This window comes from Rothia aerolata, assembly GCF_014635585.1.
Taxonomy (GTDB): Bacteria; Actinomycetota; Actinomycetes; order Actinomycetales; family Micrococcaceae; genus Rothia; species Rothia aerolata.
The window spans coordinates 416,959-434,918 of record NZ_BMDC01000001.1 but is presented as its reverse complement, the minus strand read 5'-3'; the positions used below and the strand labels follow the sequence as shown (position 1 = coordinate 434,918).

Genomic DNA, 17,960 nt, shown 5'->3' with positions numbered 1-17,960 from the left:
ACCTTCAAGGCTCATGTGATGGTTGAATCGCCTTGCCCGGAATCTCGCGGCAGAGAATTATTCCCCACCGGGCACGTGATTAAGCAGACCGGGCTGGGCGGCTTGCGCTCCTGGCAAGCCGCCGATGTGGATAACTCGGGCTTAAACCGCGAAAACAAGCCAACCAGCTGTGGATTAAAAAATTTTTCAGAAAATTTTCGTCAGTTACCACACTATATAGGGGTGTGGATTAAGGCCCGACACTAGATGTAGTATTGATACCTGTTGGGCAGCACAGGGCAGTTCTTCGCGAATCCCCCGAAAATTCCGCGAAATGCCGAAAGCCCCCAGCCTCTTAGACCACCACAGATTGTTAGAAATACCCGGTGCCCTGGGCCCGGGAGTTCAAGGAGTCAAAATGTCAGTTACGGTGTACACCAAGCCGTCATGCGTCCAGTGCAACATGACCTACCGTGCCCTCGATAAGCAGGGCATTGAGTACAACACCGTAGACGTGACTCAGGACGCCGAGGCGCTGGCCCGCATCAAGGAACTTGGCTACATGCAGGCGCCCGTGGTGATTGCAGGCGACGAGCACTGGTCAGGTTTCCAGCCCGACCGCATTAACGCTCTGGCAGCCTAGCGGGGCCGGAATCAACCATGAAGTCCCAGCAGGCACCCCTGGTTGTTTACTTTTCCTCCATTTCAGAAAACACCCACAAGTTCATTCAAAAAACTCGGGTGGAAAGCCTGCGCCTACCGTTGCTCACCAAAGACGAACCCCCGGTGGTAGACCGGCCCTTCGTTCTCTGCATTCCCAGCTACGGTAGACCCAACGGCGCCGGATCTGTACCGCCCCAGGCGGTTAAATTCCTTAACGTGGAGCAGAACCGCGCCCACCTGGTCGGAGTCATCGGCGCAGGAAACACAAACTTTGGAGACCTCTACTGCGTTGCCGCCGACAAGGTCGCGGCCAAATGCCAGGTCCCGGTACTCTACCGTTTTGAACTCATGGGTACCGCAGAAGATGTACATAAAGTCAATGAAGGGTTAGAAGAATTTTGGATTCAAAACTCCCTGTACTAGGTCAGTCGCAGGAACCCGGTCACGAAGACCTCACCACCCCCGAGAAATTCCAGGGCCTGGGCTACCACGAGCTCAACGCCATGCTGAATCTCTACGACGAAAACGGCAAGATTCAGTTTGACGCCGACCGCCAGGCAGCCCGCCAGTACTTCCTGCAGCACGTCAACAACAACACCGTTTTCTTCCACGATCTCGAAGAAAAGCTCGACTACCTGGTCAAGCACCAGTACTACGAGAAGCACGTGCTCGACCAGTACTCCTTTGACTTCATCAAGTCTCTCTCCAAACTGGCCTACTCCAAGAAGTTCCGCTTTCCCACCTTCCTGGGCGCTTTCAAGTTCTACACCTCCTACGCGCTGAAGACCTTCGACGGCCAGCGTTACCTGGAACGCTTCGAAGACCGCGTGGTCATGGTGGCCCTGCTTTTGGCAGAGGGCAACGAAGAGCTGGCCCGCGACATCGTCGAAGAAATCATCTCCGGCCGCTTCCAGCCCGCCACCCCCACCTTCCTCAACGCCGGCAAGATGCAGCGCGGTGAGCTCGTCTCCTGCTTCCTGCTGCGCGTAGAAGACAACATGGAGTCCATCGGCCGCTCCATCAACTCCGCCCTACAGCTCTCCAAGCGCGGCGGCGGCGTCGCCTTTGCGCTGACCAACCTGCGTGAATCCGGCGCTCCCATCAAGAAGATCGAAAACCAGTCTTCCGGCGTCATTCCCGTCATGAAGTTGCTGGAAGACTCTTTCTCCTACGCGAACCAGCTGGGCGCTCGCCAGGGTGCCGGTGCGGTTTACCTGCACGCCCACCACCCCGATATCTACTCTTTCTTGGATACCAAGCGCGAGAACGCCGACGAGAAGATTCGTATTAAGACCCTCTCGCTGGGTGTTGTGATTCCCGATATCACCTTTGAGCTGGCCAAGCGCAATGAAGATATGTATCTCTTCTCGCCCTACGACGTTGAGCGGATCTACGGCGTTCCCTTCTCTGACATTAACGTCACCGAGAAGTACTACGAGATGGTGGACGACGCTCGAATTCGCAAGCAGAAGATTAATGCTCGCGAGTTCTTCCAGACCCTGGCTGAAGTTCAGTTCGAGTCGGGCTACCCCTACGTGATGTTTGAAGACACCGTCAACCGGGCCAACCCGATTGAGGGCAAGGTTATTATGTCTAACCTCTGCTCTGAGATTCTTCAGGTTTCCGAGCCTTCTGCCTACCACGACGATCTGGGCTACGAGACCGTGGGTAAGGACATTTCCTGCAACCTGGGCTCGCTCAATATTGCCCTGACCATGGACGGCGATAACTTCGGCAAGACTATCGAGACCGCTATCCGGTCGCTGACCGCCGTCTCTGACCAGTCCGATATTCGTACCGTTCCCTCCATTGAGCGCGGTAACAAGATGTCTCACGCGGTGGGTCTGGGTCAGATGAACCTGCACGGTTACCTGGGCCGCGAACACATCTACTATGGTTCCGAAGAGGCGCTGGACTTCACCAATATCTACTTCTACACCGTGACCTACCACGCTATCCGCGCGTCCATGGAGATTGCCAAGGAGCGTAAGGAAACTTTCGCTAACTTCGAGAACTCCGACTACGCTTCGGGCAAGTTCTTCCAGAAGTACATTGAGCAGGAGTGGGCTCCGCAGACCGAGCGGGTCAAGGAGCTCTTTGCCGCCCACCAGATTCCCACCCAGGAAGACTGGAAGAAGCTGGCTGCCGATGTCGCCGAGCACGGTATGTACAACCAGAACCTGCAGGCGGTACCGCCCACCGGCTCGATTTCCTACATCAACGGTTCCACCTCTTCGATTCACCCCATTGCCTCGAAGATTGAGATCCGTAAGGAGGGCAAGCTGGGCCGCGTGTACTACCCGGCTCCCTACCTGAACAACGACAACCTGGAATACTACCAGGATGCCTACGAAATCGGCTACGAGAAGATTATCGACACCTACGCTGTGGCAACCCAACACGTTGACCAGGGCCTGTCGCTGACCCTCTTCTTCAAAGACACCGCAACTACCCGCGATGTCAATAAGGCCCAGATTTACGCATGGCGCAAGGGCATTAAGACCATCTACTACTCGCGTATCCGCCAGATGGCTCTGGAAGGTACCGAAGTAGAGGGTTGCGTATCCTGCATGCTCTAGCCCCAGGCTAAAGCGAGCGCTTGAACCCAGCTATCGGTTGCCCGCCGGTGGCTGGGTTTTTTGTGGGTTTGGGTGCCCGGCGGTTGTGTTTTCAGATGACCTGTCGGGCTAAAATGGTTTCAACTGCCGATAGACATATCGGCACAAGTTCACGAAGGAGTTTCCCTCAGCATGATGAGCGAAAAGGTCAAGCTCGTTGACCACGTCGAAGCAATCAACTGGAACCGTATCCAGGATGAAAAGGATCTTGAGGTGTGGGATCGCCTGACCTCTAACTTCTGGCTCCCCGAGAAGGTTCCGCTCTCTAACGACGTTCCTTCCTGGAAGACCCTGACCGATGAGGAAAAGCAGCTGACCATGCGTGTTTTCACCGGTCTGACCCTGCTGGATACCATTCAGGGCACCGTGGGCGCTGTCTCGCTGCTGCCCGATGCTACCACTGCCCACGAAGAAGCGGTGTACACCAACATCGCTTTCATGGAGTCGGTGCACGCGAAGTCTTACTCTTCTATCTTCTCCACTCTGGCGTCTACCCGCGAGATTGACGAAGTCTTCCGCTGGGCCACCGAGAACCCCCACCTGCAGAAGAAGGCTCAGATTGTGATGAGCTACTACCAGGGCGATGACCCGCTGAAGAAGAAGGTTGCCTCCACCCTGCTGGAGTCCTTCCTCTTCTACTCGGGCTTCTACCTGCCCATGTACTGGGCTTCTCGAGCCAAGCTGACCAACACCGCAGACCTGATTCGCCTGATTATCCGCGATGAAGCTGTGCACGGCTACTACATTGGCTACAAGTACCAGCGCGGTCTGGAGCAGGAGACCCCCGAGCGTCAGCAGGAGCTCAAGGACTACACCTTTGACCTGCTCTATGAGCTCTACGAGAACGAAGTGCAGTACACCCACTACCTCTATGATTCTGTGGGCCTGAGCGAGGACGTCAAGAAGTTCCTGCACTACAACGCCAACAAGGCACTGATGAACCTGGGCTACGAGGCAATGTTCCCGGCATCGGTCACCAATGTTTCCCCGGCCATTCTCTCAGCCCTGTCGCCGAACGCTGATGAGAACCATGACTTCTTCTCGGGCTCCGGCTCCTCCTACGTCATCGGTAAGGCAGTTAATACCGAAGATGAGGATTGGGACTTCTAAGAAGTTTCGTAACCTGGGGTGACTGGTGGTGATTCTCCCTTGAATTTCCGGGGTTTATGCCACCGTTTCATCACCCCGGGTTACTCCGAGTAATTCGCAAAGGGGTTCAAAATGGGGTTCAAAAAATAGACCCCTTAACGCACAAAAAGGCGCCTCACCCCCATCAAGGGGTGAGGCGCCTTTTTCTACTCACTCAAATGTCCGTGCTGCAGCTCCAGCACTACCGGGGGTATTCAGCACGGACAGCATGCCCTGACCACCAATGAGGAAAGACCACACAGCGAGAGCCACATTCAGCCAGACCGGCTGCGGGGCTTCTGCTATGCCGTCCTCCGTCCCCTCTTTATGCCGAGCCACCAGCACGTTACTTGTAGCTCAGTAACAATTGGTGGCTCGCTGGCCGGTAGCCGGCTCACCGCTTTGAGCAGGGCCAACAGATATCGAAGGTTTCGCCGTCGCGTTCCTAGGGCATCTTGTCCATGGTTTTCCTGGTATGACTAAGGTTTTGACTGTTAAAATTGAGATATAGCAGGTGCTACCCTCTGCAACCTTGAAATAACAGGGCGACTGTAATAGGTCTAAAAGTAGATGGAGGTGGGGCACCTGCATTTTTATTGCACTTTTATTTCCTCGGCAATAAAAGTCCTGAGCTGCAGATTCAACTTCCCCAGGGCGGGATTTTTTGCCTTGAAAGCCCGACGGGAGAAGATTTTGTACAGGATTATCTCGAGAGTACAGAGTTACCTCTGTACAACCGAGACAACCCTGTACAAAACTGCGGGGTGCCGAACAGATACAATAAATCCAGTGAAGACCTCGAATTCTGCCAGAGAAGCAATCACCACCTATGAGCGCTCACGGGAGCTTGAAACCGCCCTCATGGAGGCCGACTTCTGCCTACCAGTGGGCTCTATTGAACTTGCCCGGCAGCACAGAGCAGCCCAGCTTACTTCGCAAAGACTCAAGCTAACAGAGATGCAGCCCTGGCGGCGTCGTTATTCTGACTCCCATTTCGAGATGCGCCTGGGCAACTATCGAGGCCTGACCATTATCTGCGCCCAGCACGAGCGGGTACGGGAGGAACTTGCCGCCCTGCTACCCGGCGATGAGGGTAACTGGGCCGGAGACTATAACAAGCTCAAAAAGGTCAACGATTTTCTCAGCCCCTTTGCCCTGCAAAGTTCGGGTACCGCCCTCTTCTTCACCCCGGGACGAAGCCTCTTTAACACCCAGCACCTCGAACCTCCCGCAGGCTATAGCTTCCGCTGGCTAACCCCCAGCGAAATTGAAGACTATAGAGGAAACAACCCCTTTCCCAACGCGCTGGGCTTCAGCAAAGACCGCCCAGACGTCCAAGCCCTCGCCGCAGAGTACGAAAACCAGGTCATCGGTGTTGCAGGTGCCAGCGATGATTCCTCCATCGCCCGCCAAATTGGTGTGGATGTTCTCTTCGACCACCAGCAGCGCGGCCTCGCCACAGCCCTGGTGCAGAAGCTGGCGCTCGCCGTCCTTGATGAGGGTTTTCTGCCCTTCTACGGCACCTCACCCTCCCACGTTCCCTCGCAAAACGTTGCCCTGCGGGCGGGGTTGGAGCCCTGCTGGTTTGAGTATGTCTCAACCTCCCTGCTCGATGTTAACGTCAATTAGGCCTAGGAGTTTTTATGCGCGTTGATCTTGACCGGCATGAGCCCGGCACCCACCTCTATCCCTTCGCAGAGTCGGTGGACTATGTGCGTGCGGTGGGGCGGGGAGAGGCTGAATCGACCCTGCGGCTCTACCGTCCGCGCAAGAATATGGCTTTTGGACGTCGTGATGAGCTGCGGGAGGGATTTGAGGACGCCGCCGCTGCGGCTTCGCGCTTTGGCTATGAGCCGCTGGTGCGGCCGGTGGGCGGTCACGCAGCCGGCTACCATGCTGGCTGCCTGGTGGTGGACCATTTTCAGGCGGATGCCGATGCGGTCAGCGGTAATACAGACCGCTTCGAGGTATTCGGACATATGTTCGAAAAGGCTCTAGAGACTCTCGGCATCTCCGCTGGGGTAGGAGAGATTCCGGGGGAGTACTGCCCCGGTGAACACTCTGTACACGCGGTCTTTCCTCACGGAAGCAAAACAAAAATAGTGGGCACCGCCCAGCGGGTGGTCGCCGGTGCCTGGTGGTTCTCTACCGGAATTGTGGTGGAATCCGGCTACCAACTGCGTGAGGCTACCGAGCAGGTCTATAAGAAGCTGGGGCTGGAATTAGAACCGGAAACCGTCGGAGCCCTCACCGAGATCAACCCCATTCTCACCGTTGAAGATGTAGAAGATGCCGTGCTTGAAGCCTATGCGGCAGAAGGGTGGCTCTGATGTGCGGCCGCTACGTTCTCGATTTTGATCACGGCGTTTACATGGCAGGCGTGCCGCTTGAGGCACCGATACAAAACTTCAACGTGGCTCCCACCCACACGGTACCCATTATTATTGATAACTTCACCGGGTTGGAGCCGGCCCAGACCGCCCTGCTGGTCCACGGGCAGGCCGGCGAAACTGGGCAAGCCGGTGGGGGAGTAACTCCCAACCGGGAACTTCACGCCGCCCGCTGGGGGCTCCTCCCCACGTGGGCAGAAGATGCCAGCTTCTCTGCCAAGGCTTTTAACGCCCGCAGTGAAACCATCTTCGAAAAGCCCACCTTCCGACAGGCCGCCACAGCGGGCCACTGCGCCATACCCGTCAGCGGCTACTACGAATGGAAAACCGAAACCACCACCGCGGGCAAACAGGTCAAAACCCCGCACTTCATCCACCGGGCAGATCAAGACCCCATCTACTTCGCAGGCCTCTACTCCTGGTGGAAAATCACCGAGAAAGAAGCCCACAACCCCAAGTCCCCCTACGCCAACCGGGCAGGGGACTGGCTACTGACCTGCTCCATTATCACCATGAAATCCCCTGACGACCTCGACCTCGCCGACCTGGCAACCAGCGGCCGCCCAGAAGCAACACCCACCGCTCTCTCCCACCTGCACAACCGACTCCCAGTACCCCTGCACTTCACCGGAGAACCCACCGACGCCCTGACCCGCTGGCTGCAATCCGGCAAAGCCCCCGGCCGCCCCGTCACCCAACCCAGCGGCGTCCTCACCCAAGACGCCCGGGTAGCGCTCGCCGAAATACTCGACCAAGCCTACGCCCAAACCACCGGATGGGAGCTCTACCCCGTCTCCACCGATGTGGGTAATGTTCGTAATAATGGCCCCCACCTCATCGAGCCGGCCCAAGACCTACTCAGCGGCCTTTAAACACAAAAAAGTGCCCTCGCTCCCGGCAAGGGGAACGAGGGCACCTGTGAAAAGAAACTAAACAATCTCTTCATCCTCAGAAGGATCCTGCCAACGGCGGAACTCTAAGGTCAAATACAACGCCAGCGCCGCAGCATTCGACTCAGGAATACGCACACTGACCTCCTCAAGACCATCGGAGCGCATCACCGACAGCGACTGACGAATCAGCTTCTCAGCTAAACCCTCACGACGACGCGACGCCGCGGTAAAGAGCTCATAAATAGCCGGAACATCAGAGGGCTGACCACCATCGGTGCGATTGCGCAAACACAGGGCCGCAGCCACCACCCGATCGTGATCATCAATCACCACTGGTGAAGCCTCAGTATAAAATTCCCCGTGCTCTCCACCCAAGACAGCCTCAATCTCAGTCAGCGCATGAGCCTGCGACGTCAACCGCCCATCGTCATAGGAAGAAAAAAGCAAACGCGCCAGCGCCTCAGCATCAGAATGCTCCACCGGGCGAGTCTCCAAAGTGGGCTTACCCACCAACTCTTTAGTCTCAGAAATCAGAGTAATTAAACGGGTCATGGCTGCCTCCTTTATCAGTCTGGCCTGAACCTGTATCTTATAGAGTAACCTCAATCACTGTAGTCAGAAGCAATATGACACAATAAATTTAAGTTAACAGGGGGAGTACACATGCGATGGGGCAATGCAAAATTCGGAGAAAATCTCCTAGCAGTCGTCGAACATCAGAACCAAACTTTCACCTTCGACCAACCCCTCGACACCCTCCTCGCCCAAGGCATCCCACACCACATCCACACCGCTGAAGACATCAAAAAACTCGGCGGCCACTCCACCGACCTCACCTTCAACACACTCACCTTCGCAGCGCCCGTCCTCAAACCCGGCAAAATCCTCTGCATCGGCCTCAACTACACCGACCACGCCCAAGAAGTCGGGGCCCAAATCCCCGAATACCCCACCATCTTCACCAAATACTCCAACGCCCTCATAGGCCCCACCGACCCCATCACCCTCCCCAAAGAATCAACCAAAATCGACTGGGAAGCCGAACTCTGCGTCGTCATCGGCACCCAAACCCGCAGCGTACCCGAAAACCAAGCCCTCAACCACGCCCTCGGCTACACCGTCATCAACGACATCTCAGTCCGCGACTGACAAGGCCGCACCACCGAATGGTTCCAAGGCAAAAACTGGGACAACACCACACCCACCGGCCCCTACATTGTCACTCCAGATGAAATTGACCCCGTCAAAGGCCTCACCATCACCTGCACCATCGACGGCGAAACCCGCCAAAACGGCAACACCGCCAACATGATCTTCACACCAGCCCACATCATCTCCTACATCTCCACCTTCATGACCCTCGAACCCGGCGACCTCATCGCTCTCGGCACCCCAGCCGGCGTAGGCCTCTCCATCAAACCCCGCAAATGGCTCACCCCGGCCAAACCGTCACCACCGAAATCCAAGGAATAGGAAAACTCACCAACACCTGCACCCAACCCAACTAACACCCACAACACACAGAAAGACAACCATGCGCAGCATCACCGTAAAACTCGCCAAAATGATCGCCACCGAAGCCCACGAAGGCCAACGCGACAAAAACGACAAACCCTACATCGGCCACCCCGGCAGAGTCGCCAAATACGCCGAAGCCCTCGCAGAAGAAAAAGGCATCAACCCCGTCAACGCAATCGCAGTCGCCTGGCTCCACGACGTCCTCGAAGACACCCAAGTCACCAAAAAACAACTCAGCCACGAATTCCCCCGCGAAATCGTCAAAGCAGTAGAAGACCTCACCCACCAACAACAAGAAACCCTCGAAGACTACTGCGCTCGCATCAAGCGCAACGAGTTGGCCCTGCTGGTGAAGAAGGCAGATATTCAAGACAACACCAACCCCGAACGCATGGCCGGCCTCGATGAGGAGACCCGCCTGCGCCTGACCGATAAGTACCAGCGTATGAGTCGGTTGCTGGCGGTCTAAGGGAGTGAGAAGGACGGCGCTGGGGCAGCTGTTGCCGGTGCCGGCGAGCGGGTAGACTGGTGGGTGATGTGTGCCCTCGTACCGCACACATGTAACCCGAGCCTGCCCCTTGTATGGGTGGGCAGATAAAGGAGACACACAGTGTCCAACATTTCGATCAGCGTAAACGGCGAAGCACGTTCGGTAGAAGCCGGAACCACCGCGGCAGACCTCTTTGGAGAAGACAAAGAGATTGTTGTTGCTCGAGTCAATGATGTTTTGGTTGACCTTTCGCGCGAACTGGCTGAGGGCGACGTCGTCGTTCCCGTTTCAGTACACGAGGAAGACGGCCTGAACGTTCTGCGCCACTCGGCAGCGCACGTGATGGCGCAGGCGGTGCAGGAGTACCGCAAGGATGCCAAGCTGGGCATCGGCCCCTACATCACCGACGGTTTCTACTTCGATTTCGATGTGGAAGAGCCCTTCACGCCCGAGGACCTCAAGAAGATTGAGAAGTCCATGGTGAAGATTATTAAGTCGGGCCAGACCTTCCGACGCCGCGTGGTCACCCAGGCCGAGGCTGAAGCCGAAATGGCTGATGAGCCCTACAAGCTGGAGCTGCTGGCTCTCTCGCAGGGTCCCGGTTCAGGTGCGGACGCCGCCGAGGGTGCCTCTGTTGAGGTGGGCGCGGGCGAAATCACCATCTATGACAACGTGAACAAGAAGGGCGAGACCGTGTGGAAGGATCTCTGCCGCGGCCCCCACGTTCCCAACACCAAGCTGATTGCTAACGGCTACGCTCTCATGCGTGCGGGCGGCGCCTACTGGCGCGGTTCCGAGAAGAATCCCATGCTACAGCGCATTTACGGTACCGCCTGGCCCTCGAAGGAAGAGCTGGTTGCCTACAAGGATCGCATTGCCGAGGCAGAGCGCCGTGACCACCGCCGCCTGGGCGAAGAGCTGGATCTCTTCAGCTTCCCCAAGACCATTGGCCCCGGTCTGCCGGTTTTCCACCCTAAGGGCGGTATTATTCTGCGCGAGATGGAGAACTACGTTCGCCAGCGCCACATTGACGAGGGCTTCCAGTATGTGAAGACCCCCCATATCTCTAAGGAAGATCTCTTCTACACCTCTGGCCACCTGCCCTACTACTCAGACGGCATGTTCCCGGCCATGGATGACGAGGGTCAGGCTTACCGACTGAAGGCAATGAACTGCCCCATGCACAACGAGATTTTCCGTTCGCGGGGTCGTTCCTACCGCGAGCTGCCCCTGCGTCTCTTTGAGTTCGGTACCGTCTACCGCGATGAGAAGTCCGGCGTGTTGCAGGGCCTGACCCGCGTGCGCATGATTACCCAGGATGACTCCCACTCCTACGTGACCAAGGAGCAGGCACCCGACGAGGTACGCCACCTGCTCAAGTTCATGCTCTCCCTGCTGGAAGACTTCGGTATGACCGACTTCTACCTGGAACTGTCTACCCGCGATACCGAGGGCGAGAAGAAGGATAAGTTCATCGGCACAGATGAGCAGTGGGAAGAGGCTACCGCGGTGCTGGAGCAGGTTGCATCTGAGACCGGTCTTGATTTGGTTCCTGACCCGGGTGGAGCTGCTTTCTACGGCCCCAAGATTTCTGTTCAGGCTAAGGATGCGATTGGTCGTACCTGGCAGATGTCTACCGTGCAATACGACTTCAACCAGCCCAAGCGCTTTGGTTTGGAGTACCAGGCTTCTGACGGCTCCCGCCAGGAGCCGGTGATGATTCACTCCGCTAAGTTTGGTTCACTGGAGCGCTTCTTCGGTGTGCTGACCGAGCACTACGCGGGTGCTTTCCCTGCCTGGTTGGCTCCGGTGCAGGTGATTGGTGTTCCCGTTGCTGAGGCCTTCAACGATTACATGGGTGAGGTTGCTGCCAAGCTGGCAGCCCACGGTGTGCGCGTTGAGGTGGACTACGGTACCGACCGCTTCCCCAAGAAGATCCGCACCGCTTCTAAGGAGAAGGTGCCTTTCATCCTGATTGCCGGTGGCGAGGACGCCGAGAACGGCGCGGTCTCCTTCCGCTTCCGCGACGGCTCGCAGGAGAACGGTGTTCCCGTGGACGACGCTGTGGCCCGCATTGTCGAGCACATCGAGTCGCGAAACAATGAGGATCCGAAGTCGCGGGTGAGCAATTAATCCAGGCAATATATTATTGACTAAATAAATATTAATAAATGGAAGGTGTCGTATATGTACGGCACCTTCTGTCTATATTGAAGAGGAGTAAGATGCTAGGCTGGTTTTTTGAATCTGAAACATCCCGTACAATCCTTTCAACCTTATTAGCTAGTTTTGTTTCCATTCTTACGGCAATTATTGCTGCTAAAAATGTTTCAAGAACTATTAGGAATCAAAATAAGGGATTACCTCCAGAAATATTAAGAGTGGAGAAGATTCAATCAGTTTTAATAAATCATTTAAATCATAAAAAATTAAATAAAATAGACATGGAAATATTGGAATCCGAGTACAGGGGCTCACTTAAGAAATTATTCCTAGAGTCTAGATTGGCTAGTGTTGGTGTAGTGGATGAATTTTCAAGACAGAAGCTTCTCAAATTGTCAGACAATATTCAAAATATAAGAAAATTTCCTGACCTCAACACTGTACATGGTTCGATTTTTGATAAATTTAATCGAATATTCGGAGCCGCATCCATAATACTTGGAATTTTTACACTAGGTATAACACTCCTGCTTCTTGTTCTACAGGTGTTTATTTTAGTATTTGATGCAAATTTAGAAAGATTCGATTTTGGGTACGTTCCATTTATAGTTATATACGGATTGGTAACCGTATTTTTATTCAAATTATCGAAATTAATTGTAGAGAGATGGGGTGAGTTGGATTTGATTACAGATTTGATAGTTAGAAATGTCTATCAGTATCATACAGAATATTTTACAGGAATGGCTGATGTCGTGCGAGAGAGTGAATTGGAAGCTAGGAAAAGATTAAAATTTGAGAATTCGAAAAAGTATAAAAAATGGATTAAAGAAAATCCTGGGAAAACATCTTGGGACTATGGCTTCGAGAATAAATTAAGTTATAAAATTTTTTCGCCCTCAGAGGCGCTTCCAATGGGGTATCATGTGGAATATAAAAAAATTGGTTTTATAACCAGTTCACCGTTTTTGATTTCTAATAAAAAAGTTCTCAGAGAGTCTAAATAATCTTTATGATGTCGAACTTGCCTGTTCTGCGAAAGCCTGGGCATTTTCTAACATGCGGGCAAGACGCTGTTCGGTGGGGGAGGAGTCGTCCACTTGGTGGGTTTCGTTGGGGTTTCTTTCCTTACATAATCTGCAAGGCGGAGGGTTATTTTCGCGGTAACTTAAACTGCTGACGAGCCCGATGTGGTTCATTGTTCAAGCGAGTAGAGGTGGCAAGCTCCTGAGGTTGGGTTGGTCTCCTTGTGTAACACTATTCCTGAAATCGCAGGAGAGTGCTACATTGTAAATACACCGTATGTTTAAGGAGAGATGCAATGTCTACTACAAGCATCAGTGTCCGTATGGACTCAGAAACCAAAAAAGAAGGTGAAGCTCTCTTCAAAGAGCTGGGCCTGAACATGTCCACGGCTATCAACATGTTTGTGAAGCAAGCCGTGAGAGAGAACCGCATTCCCTTCACAGTGGGAGACCCTAGACCCAATGCAGAATCTCTTGAAGCAATCCGTGATAGAGAGCAGTTCCTTGCCAGTGGAAAGAAGCCTAGGTTCTCAAAAGCCGAGGAGCTCTTTGAAGATTTAGGTATCTAATGTATCTCGAAGCCGACTATGCACCAGCATTTAGGCGGGATATCAAAAGGCTGCAGAAGAAGCACATTGATACAAAACCACTCCGAGATTTGATTCAACTGGTACTAGAAAATTCGGTGGAGTCTAAGGAAACCCTGCGACGAAGGCACATGATGCATACGCTCAAAGGTGAATGGCAAGGTAGTTATGAGTGCCATGTTGCCAATGCTGGTGACTGGTTAATTATTTGGAGTGAGACAAATGAGCTCGCCTACTTCCAAAGAACTGGTAGCCACGACGAGCTGTTTCGCTAAGAAGTCTGGTGGAGGCGCTCTACGAAAGCCTGGGCATTCTCCAGCATACGTTGCAAGCGTTGCTCGACCGTCAGGGTTTCGTCTATTTGGCGGATACCTTCGGGCTTCTTCTTGCCCGTTACATAATCTGCGCAGCGCAGGTTAGAGCAGATATACGTACCCAGGGTGTTGCCACGACGACCAGATTCACCTGTTTTCGCCGCTGAAAACAGGGAAATCCCAGAACCGGGGTGCAAAGTCATACAAAACGAGCACATTTGGGCCTTCTTGCCCTGAGCTTTAGCCCGAGTTAGCAGCACACCCGCCACAGCGCCGTCCTGCTGAGGAACCACCACACAAGCCTTCTGCGGATTCTTCGCATTGATCCACGAGAAAAACTCAAGCGACTCCCAATCCACCTCGTTCAAACGCGGCGGCACATTCAGACGCTTCGCCTCGCCCTTGGAACAGTTAATAAAGGATTTACGAATCTCGGCCTCGGTCAAACTTTGCATAGAACCATCCTAACCGGGCGAGGTTATGAGCATGAAAGTCACTGGTGCAGAAAAGCGGTTTTGGGTGCCAAATTTGAAGCCGAAAACCACTTTCTGCACCATCGGGTTTTCAGCACCACCGAGTTTCCTGCACCACTGAGTTCCGGCGCCAGCAAACCCACCCACGCCCCGCGCTATGAGCCCTCACCACTCCCCAAGCAAGGAGAATTTCCCCTCACCCCGGAATAGAGCCACCCCACGCCGCGTTAAGAAACCGGAAGCCTGCCCAACCAACGAAAGGAAGACCCGTGGCATCACCGCTCTTTGAAGAATTCACCGTCAAAAATATGACCACTCGTAACCGCATCTGGAACCCGCCCATGTGCCAGTACTCGGTTGAAAAGCAGGACGGCATTCCCACCAGCTACCACGAGCACCACTACAGTGCGCTGGCACGCGGGGGAGCGGGCGCCGTCATCGTAGAGATGACCAACGTTCTGCCCGAGGGCCGCATTAGCCCCTTCTGCTCCGGCCTCTGGTCAGACGAGCACACCAAAGCGCACGCCCGCCTAGTGCAGGCTATTCACGATGGCGGCGCTAAGGCCGGCGTGCAGATTGCCCACGCGGGCCGCAAGGCGTCAACCGGCGGTGAGCTGCATTCGGAGAAGCCCAACGTCTCCCTGAGCGAAGAAGAGGGTGGCTGGGAAACTTTTGGCCCCTCGGCGGTTGCTTACCCCGGTCTCAAGAAACCCACCGCGCTGACCCTCGAACGCATTGACGAAATCGTTGAAGCCTTCGGCGCAGCTGCCGCCCGCGCGGTAGAGGCAGGCTATGACTTTTTGGAAATCCACGGTGCCCACGGTTACCTGCTGATGCAGTTCCTCTCGCCCCTGTCTAACAAGCGCGACGACGAATACGGCGGCTCCCTGGAGAACCGCGCCCGCATGATCCGCCGTGTTGCGGTTGAGATGCGCAAGAATATGCCCGCCGACATGCCCCTGCTCGCCCGCCTCTCCGCCACCGAGTTTGTGGAGGGCGGTCTGACCGTGGAGGAAATCGCCCAGGTTGCCGCCTGGCTCAAGGAAGACGGCGTGGACATGGCCGATATTTCCACCAGCGGTAACTACCCTGCCGAGATCAAGGTTTACGCGGGATACCAGACCCCTATGGCAGCGCAGGTCAAGCGTGAGGCAGACATTCCCGTGGCTGCGGTGGGCATGATTAACTCCCCGCGTCTGGCCGAGTATATTGTAGGCTCGGGCCAGGCGGATGTCGTGCTGGTGGGTCGCGAGGCGCTGCGCAACGCTTCGACCCCGCTGGAATGGGCGAGGGAGCTCAAGCAGGAAGTTGATTACTCACCCAAGCAGTACCGCCGTGCCTGGAACACCCGCCGATAGCCTGAGCTATAAATACCCCGCTCCTTCCGTACAAGCGGTAGGGGCGGGGTAAACTTTTGAGTCTAAAGCCAAGTTTCCATACCTACCCAGGAGTTTTCTTGACCATCAAAATTATTGCCATCGGTAAGAAGCATGAGAAGTGGGTTAAGGAGGGAATCGATCGCTACGAGTCTCGGCTGCGCAAGCCCTGGGATATTAGTTGGAATTTCCTGGCGCATTCATCTTTGGCCGAGGAACAGGCGCGAGCTGAGGAGTCGAAGAGGATTCTCGATAAGGTGGCAAGCGACGATTATCTGATTCTGCTAGACGAGCGCGGTAAAAACCTGTCTTCCCCTGACCTGTCTGCTCTCATTGCGGGCAACCTGGGCTTCAAGCAGGTGACCCTGGTAATCGGTGGCGCTTACGGCGTGGATGACTCGGTACGCCAGCGGGCTAACACCGTCTGGAGCCTCTCTAAGCTGGTTTTTCCCCACCAGCTGGTGCGCCTGATTCTCACCGAGCAAATTTACCGTGCCGGCGAAATCGCCAATAACCGCCCCTACCACCACGTGTAGGTCAGATTTCCGCCTCTTCTAGGGGCTAGACTGAAGTCATGGGTTTTGATTCACACGACTACACCACCGACGACTTTGAACTACCCGGTGTTCCCGACGCTTTCCAGCGCCTCTGGACTCCCCACCGCCGAGCCTACGTGAAGGGTGGTCAGCAGGACTACACCGAGAACACCTGCCCCTTCTGTGCGGCGCCGACTCGTTCTGATGAAGAATCCCTGATTGTAGCCCGCGGTGAGCACGCTTTCGTAGTGCTGAATCTTTACCCCTACAATCCGGGCCACCTGCTGGTCTGCCCCTACCGCCATATTCCCAATTATGACGACGCCACGGTAGAGGAAACCGCAGAGATAGCCCTGCTCACCCAGCAGGCCATGGGGGTTCTCCGCGAGGTTTCCAGGGTGCACGGCTTCAATATCGGCATGAACCAGGGGAAAATTGGCGGCGCAGGAATTGCCGACCATCTGCACCAGCACATTGTGCCCCGCTGGAGCGGCGACACCAACTTTCTGCCTATCATCGCGGGCACCAAAACCGTGACCCAGACCCTGGGGCAGATTCGCGAGTTAGTAGCTGAAGCTTGGCCTAGTAAGTAGAGCGCAAGCAGTCGCCTGCAGTCCCTCTTGCGAGCTCGCTGGCGCTCGTATCGCAATTCACGAGCGCTGCGCGATTCCACTCGGTTTTTTGTTCTTCACTTGCTCAGAAAACCTTCGTTCCATCCCGATGCCAGCAGACGACGTGCTTGCGCTCCACTCTACGGGCAGTAATCCGCTAGAACAGCGAAGCCTGGCTCTGCGGCTCTTGGGTCAGCGAATCATGGGGCAAGATTGCCCGGTTCTGTAGCTCTGCCAGGTTGACCAGGAAGGCATGGTCTGGGTTGCCAAAATGCACCACGGCAAACTTGCCGGTGGCCCCCACGAAGTAGAAGCCCTGCTGGGAGTCCAAAAGAGAAGAATAGGTGTTCAACGGTGCCGGATTCTCTGCCCACAGCGATTCATAGGCTCGGTTCATGGAGAGGGAGGGCTGCCACTTTTCGTCCATGAGCTGCTCCTCATCGATGAAGTCCTCAAAGAGGGCTGCCTCCTGTAAGGTCCAGGTGGCAAGGGAAACCGCTTTCTCATGAGCCGTAGAAAGCTCACTCGAAGCAAGGGGCGAGGTCCATGCCTTATATTTACTCCGTACCTGCTTGACCTGCACCAGGCCGGCCTCCTTGGATACCAGATCTTCCCAGATGCGCACCTGGCGACCGTCGGTAGCGTGAGCAACGTAGGTGGCGCAGGCTACCGCCTGCTCGTCGAGACGCCGGGGCTTGGAAAAGAGGGAGGTGGTGCCCACCTTGGAGGTGCCATCGGGAAAGGTCGCCACGTAGAGCCAGTGTTCCAGGGAAGCGTAGGACTCTGCGGCGGGGGTTAACGCGGCTCCCCGGTGAATACCGTGCATGGCGGAGAACTCATCGCGGGCTTCACAGCGGGCACACTGCTTGCCCTTGCTAATCACAGCAGAATCGGGGCAGGGCTCCACCGAAAAACCTACACCCTCCACCAAAGCTTTAGAGTAACCAGCGCAGTAGCGCTCGGTCGATAAACCTTCAGCCTCAATAGAAGGTAGAACTGTGGAGAAGCCCAGAAAAGACCCGGGGGAGAGCTCAACACGCGAGAGGCGGCCGCTGGGAGCGGCGTCCTCAACAGTCTCAACCACCGCGTGAGGAACCCGATCAACCCACTTGAGGTCGCGAAAAATCAGGGGAGAATTGCCTTGGTCAAAGAGTAGGTTTTGCACCTATCCAGTCTAAAGCCAAACCTGCTTACTG

At 55.2% G+C, this 17,960-nt stretch carries 18 protein-coding genes and 1 pseudogene; 16 read left to right on the top strand and 3 right to left on the bottom strand.

The window, feature by feature from the left end; translation table 11 throughout:
* Positions 1-397 precede the first annotated feature (397 nt).
* From nrdH to IEV00_RS01840, 7 genes are all read left to right on the top strand, one after another.
* Positions 398-622 carry a glutaredoxin-like protein NrdH gene (nrdH, locus tag IEV00_RS01870; RefSeq protein WP_188358638.1) on the top strand — a complete coding sequence of 75 codons (225 nt, stop codon included), beginning with the start codon at positions 398-400 and terminating at the stop codon, positions 620-622.
* A 17-nt stretch (positions 623-639) separates the two neighbouring features.
* Complete coding sequence (gene nrdI, locus IEV00_RS01865; protein ID WP_188358637.1) at positions 640-1,065, top strand: class Ib ribonucleoside-diphosphate reductase assembly flavoprotein NrdI; 426 nt, start codon at positions 640-642, stop codon at positions 1,063-1,065.
* Positions 1,041-3,221, top strand: a complete 2,181-nt coding sequence (gene nrdE, locus IEV00_RS01860) for a class 1b ribonucleoside-diphosphate reductase subunit alpha (RefSeq protein WP_188358636.1) — start codon at positions 1,041-1,043, stop codon at positions 3,219-3,221. Before nrdI ends, nrdE begins: the two co-directional genes overlap by 25 nt.
* A 174-nt stretch (positions 3,222-3,395) precedes the next feature.
* Complete coding sequence (gene nrdF, locus IEV00_RS01855; RefSeq protein WP_188359414.1) at positions 3,396-4,370, top strand: class 1b ribonucleoside-diphosphate reductase subunit beta; 975 nt, start codon at positions 3,396-3,398, stop codon at positions 4,368-4,370.
* An 807-nt stretch (positions 4,371-5,177) separates the two neighbouring features.
* Complete coding sequence (locus IEV00_RS01850) at positions 5,178-6,017, top strand: GNAT family N-acetyltransferase (RefSeq protein WP_188358635.1); 840 nt, start codon at positions 5,178-5,180, stop codon at positions 6,015-6,017.
* A gap of 14 nt (positions 6,018-6,031) precedes the next feature.
* On the top strand, positions 6,032-6,718 hold the full coding sequence (locus IEV00_RS01845; protein WP_188358634.1) for a lipoyl protein ligase domain-containing protein: 687 nt from the start codon (positions 6,032-6,034) through the stop codon (positions 6,716-6,718).
* Entirely contained in the window at positions 6,718-7,650 is a 933-nt protein-coding gene (locus IEV00_RS01840; RefSeq protein WP_229723098.1) for an SOS response-associated peptidase, read from the top strand. Before IEV00_RS01845 ends, IEV00_RS01840 begins: the two co-directional genes overlap by 1 nt.
* Before the next feature lie 57 nt (positions 7,651-7,707).
* Here IEV00_RS01840 and IEV00_RS01835 read toward each other — a convergent pair whose 3' ends face one another.
* Complete coding sequence (locus IEV00_RS01835) at positions 7,708-8,223, bottom strand: GNAT family N-acetyltransferase (RefSeq protein WP_188358632.1); 516 nt, start codon at positions 8,221-8,223, stop codon at positions 7,708-7,710.
* Positions 8,224-8,334: 111 nt separating this feature from the next.
* Here IEV00_RS01835 and IEV00_RS01830 point away from each other — a divergent pair.
* The 6 genes and pseudogenes from IEV00_RS01830 to IEV00_RS01805 all read left to right on the top strand — a co-directional run bounded on the left by IEV00_RS01830 (position 8,335) and on the right by IEV00_RS01805 (position 13,729).
* Positions 8,335-9,144: pseudogene (locus tag IEV00_RS01830) on the top strand (fumarylacetoacetate hydrolase family protein).
* Between the two features lie 61 nt (positions 9,145-9,205).
* Positions 9,206-9,658, top strand: a complete 453-nt coding sequence (locus tag IEV00_RS01825; RefSeq protein WP_188358631.1) for an HD domain-containing protein — start codon at positions 9,206-9,208, stop codon at positions 9,656-9,658.
* 141 nt (positions 9,659-9,799) lie between these two features.
* Positions 9,800-11,812: a threonine--tRNA ligase gene (gene thrS, locus IEV00_RS01820; protein WP_188358630.1), complete on the top strand. Its 2,013-nt coding sequence runs from the start codon at positions 9,800-9,802 to the stop codon at positions 11,810-11,812.
* Positions 11,813-11,850: 38 nt separating this feature from the next.
* Positions 11,851-12,849 carry a hypothetical protein gene (locus tag IEV00_RS01815; protein WP_188358629.1) on the top strand — a complete coding sequence of 333 codons (999 nt, stop codon included), beginning with the start codon at positions 11,851-11,853 and terminating at the stop codon, positions 12,847-12,849.
* Between the two features lie 314 nt (positions 12,850-13,163).
* Complete coding sequence (locus tag IEV00_RS01810; protein WP_188358628.1) at positions 13,164-13,436, top strand: type II toxin-antitoxin system RelB/DinJ family antitoxin; 273 nt, start codon at positions 13,164-13,166, stop codon at positions 13,434-13,436.
* Positions 13,436-13,729 carry a type II toxin-antitoxin system RelE/ParE family toxin gene (locus IEV00_RS01805; protein WP_188358627.1) on the top strand — a complete coding sequence of 98 codons (294 nt, stop codon included), beginning with the start codon at positions 13,436-13,438 and terminating at the stop codon, positions 13,727-13,729. The genes IEV00_RS01810 and IEV00_RS01805 overlap by 1 nt, the downstream gene beginning before the upstream one ends.
* On the opposite strand, the gene IEV00_RS01800 is transcribed toward IEV00_RS01805, so the two are convergent.
* Entirely contained in the window at positions 13,726-14,223 is a 498-nt protein-coding gene (locus tag IEV00_RS01800; RefSeq protein ID WP_188358626.1) for an FBP domain-containing protein, read from the bottom strand. The two genes, IEV00_RS01805 and IEV00_RS01800, sit on opposite strands and share 4 nt — an antisense overlap.
* A gap of 287 nt (positions 14,224-14,510) precedes the next feature.
* Between IEV00_RS01800 and IEV00_RS01795 the strand changes: the two genes are divergently transcribed.
* The 3 genes from IEV00_RS01795 (at position 14,511) to IEV00_RS01785 (ending at position 16,746) form a co-directional block, all read left to right on the top strand.
* Complete coding sequence (locus IEV00_RS01795) at positions 14,511-15,599, top strand: NADH:flavin oxidoreductase/NADH oxidase (protein ID WP_188358625.1); 1,089 nt, start codon at positions 14,511-14,513, stop codon at positions 15,597-15,599.
* 98 nt (positions 15,600-15,697) lie between these two features.
* On the top strand, positions 15,698-16,153 hold the full coding sequence (locus IEV00_RS01790) for a 23S rRNA (pseudouridine(1915)-N(3))-methyltransferase RlmH (protein ID WP_188358624.1): 456 nt from the start codon (positions 15,698-15,700) through the stop codon (positions 16,151-16,153).
* A gap of 38 nt (positions 16,154-16,191) precedes the next feature.
* Positions 16,192-16,746 (top strand): HIT family protein, encoded by a 555-nt coding sequence (locus tag IEV00_RS01785; protein ID WP_188358623.1) that lies wholly within the window; start codon positions 16,192-16,194, stop codon positions 16,744-16,746.
* A gap of 175 nt (positions 16,747-16,921) precedes the next feature.
* Here IEV00_RS01785 and IEV00_RS01780 read toward each other — a convergent pair whose 3' ends face one another.
* Positions 16,922-17,929 (bottom strand): hypothetical protein, encoded by a 1,008-nt coding sequence (locus tag IEV00_RS01780; RefSeq protein ID WP_188358622.1) that lies wholly within the window; start codon positions 17,927-17,929, stop codon positions 16,922-16,924.
* Positions 17,930-17,960: the final 31 nt, after the last annotated feature.

Coding starts and splice junctions, on each gene's coding strand:
- nrdH (WP_188358638.1), top strand. CDS start 398: ATGTCAGTTACGGTGTACACCAAGCCGTCATGCGTCCAGTGCAACATG.
- nrdI (WP_188358637.1), top strand. CDS start 640: ATGAAGTCCCAGCAGGCACCCCTGGTTGTTTACTTTTCCTCCATTTCA.
- nrdF (WP_188359414.1), top strand. CDS start 3,396: ATGAGCGAAAAGGTCAAGCTCGTTGACCACGTCGAAGCAATCAACTGG.
- IEV00_RS01845 (WP_188358634.1), top strand. CDS start 6,032: ATGCGCGTTGATCTTGACCGGCATGAGCCCGGCACCCACCTCTATCCC.
- IEV00_RS01840 (WP_229723098.1), top strand. CDS start 6,718: ATGTGCGGCCGCTACGTTCTCGATTTTGATCACGGCGTTTACATGGCA.
- IEV00_RS01835 (WP_188358632.1), bottom strand. CDS start 8,223: ATGACCCGTTTAATTACTCTGATTTCTGAGACTAAAGAGTTGGTGGGT.
- IEV00_RS01825 (WP_188358631.1), top strand. CDS start 9,206: ATGCGCAGCATCACCGTAAAACTCGCCAAAATGATCGCCACCGAAGCC.
- IEV00_RS01815 (WP_188358629.1), top strand. CDS start 11,851: ATGGAAGGTGTCGTATATGTACGGCACCTTCTGTCTATATTGAAGAGG.
- IEV00_RS01810 (WP_188358628.1), top strand. CDS start 13,164: ATGTCTACTACAAGCATCAGTGTCCGTATGGACTCAGAAACCAAAAAA.
- IEV00_RS01805 (WP_188358627.1), top strand. CDS start 13,436: ATGTATCTCGAAGCCGACTATGCACCAGCATTTAGGCGGGATATCAAA.
- IEV00_RS01800 (WP_188358626.1), bottom strand. CDS start 14,223: ATGCAAAGTTTGACCGAGGCCGAGATTCGTAAATCCTTTATTAACTGT.
- IEV00_RS01785 (WP_188358623.1), top strand. CDS start 16,192: ATGGGTTTTGATTCACACGACTACACCACCGACGACTTTGAACTACCC.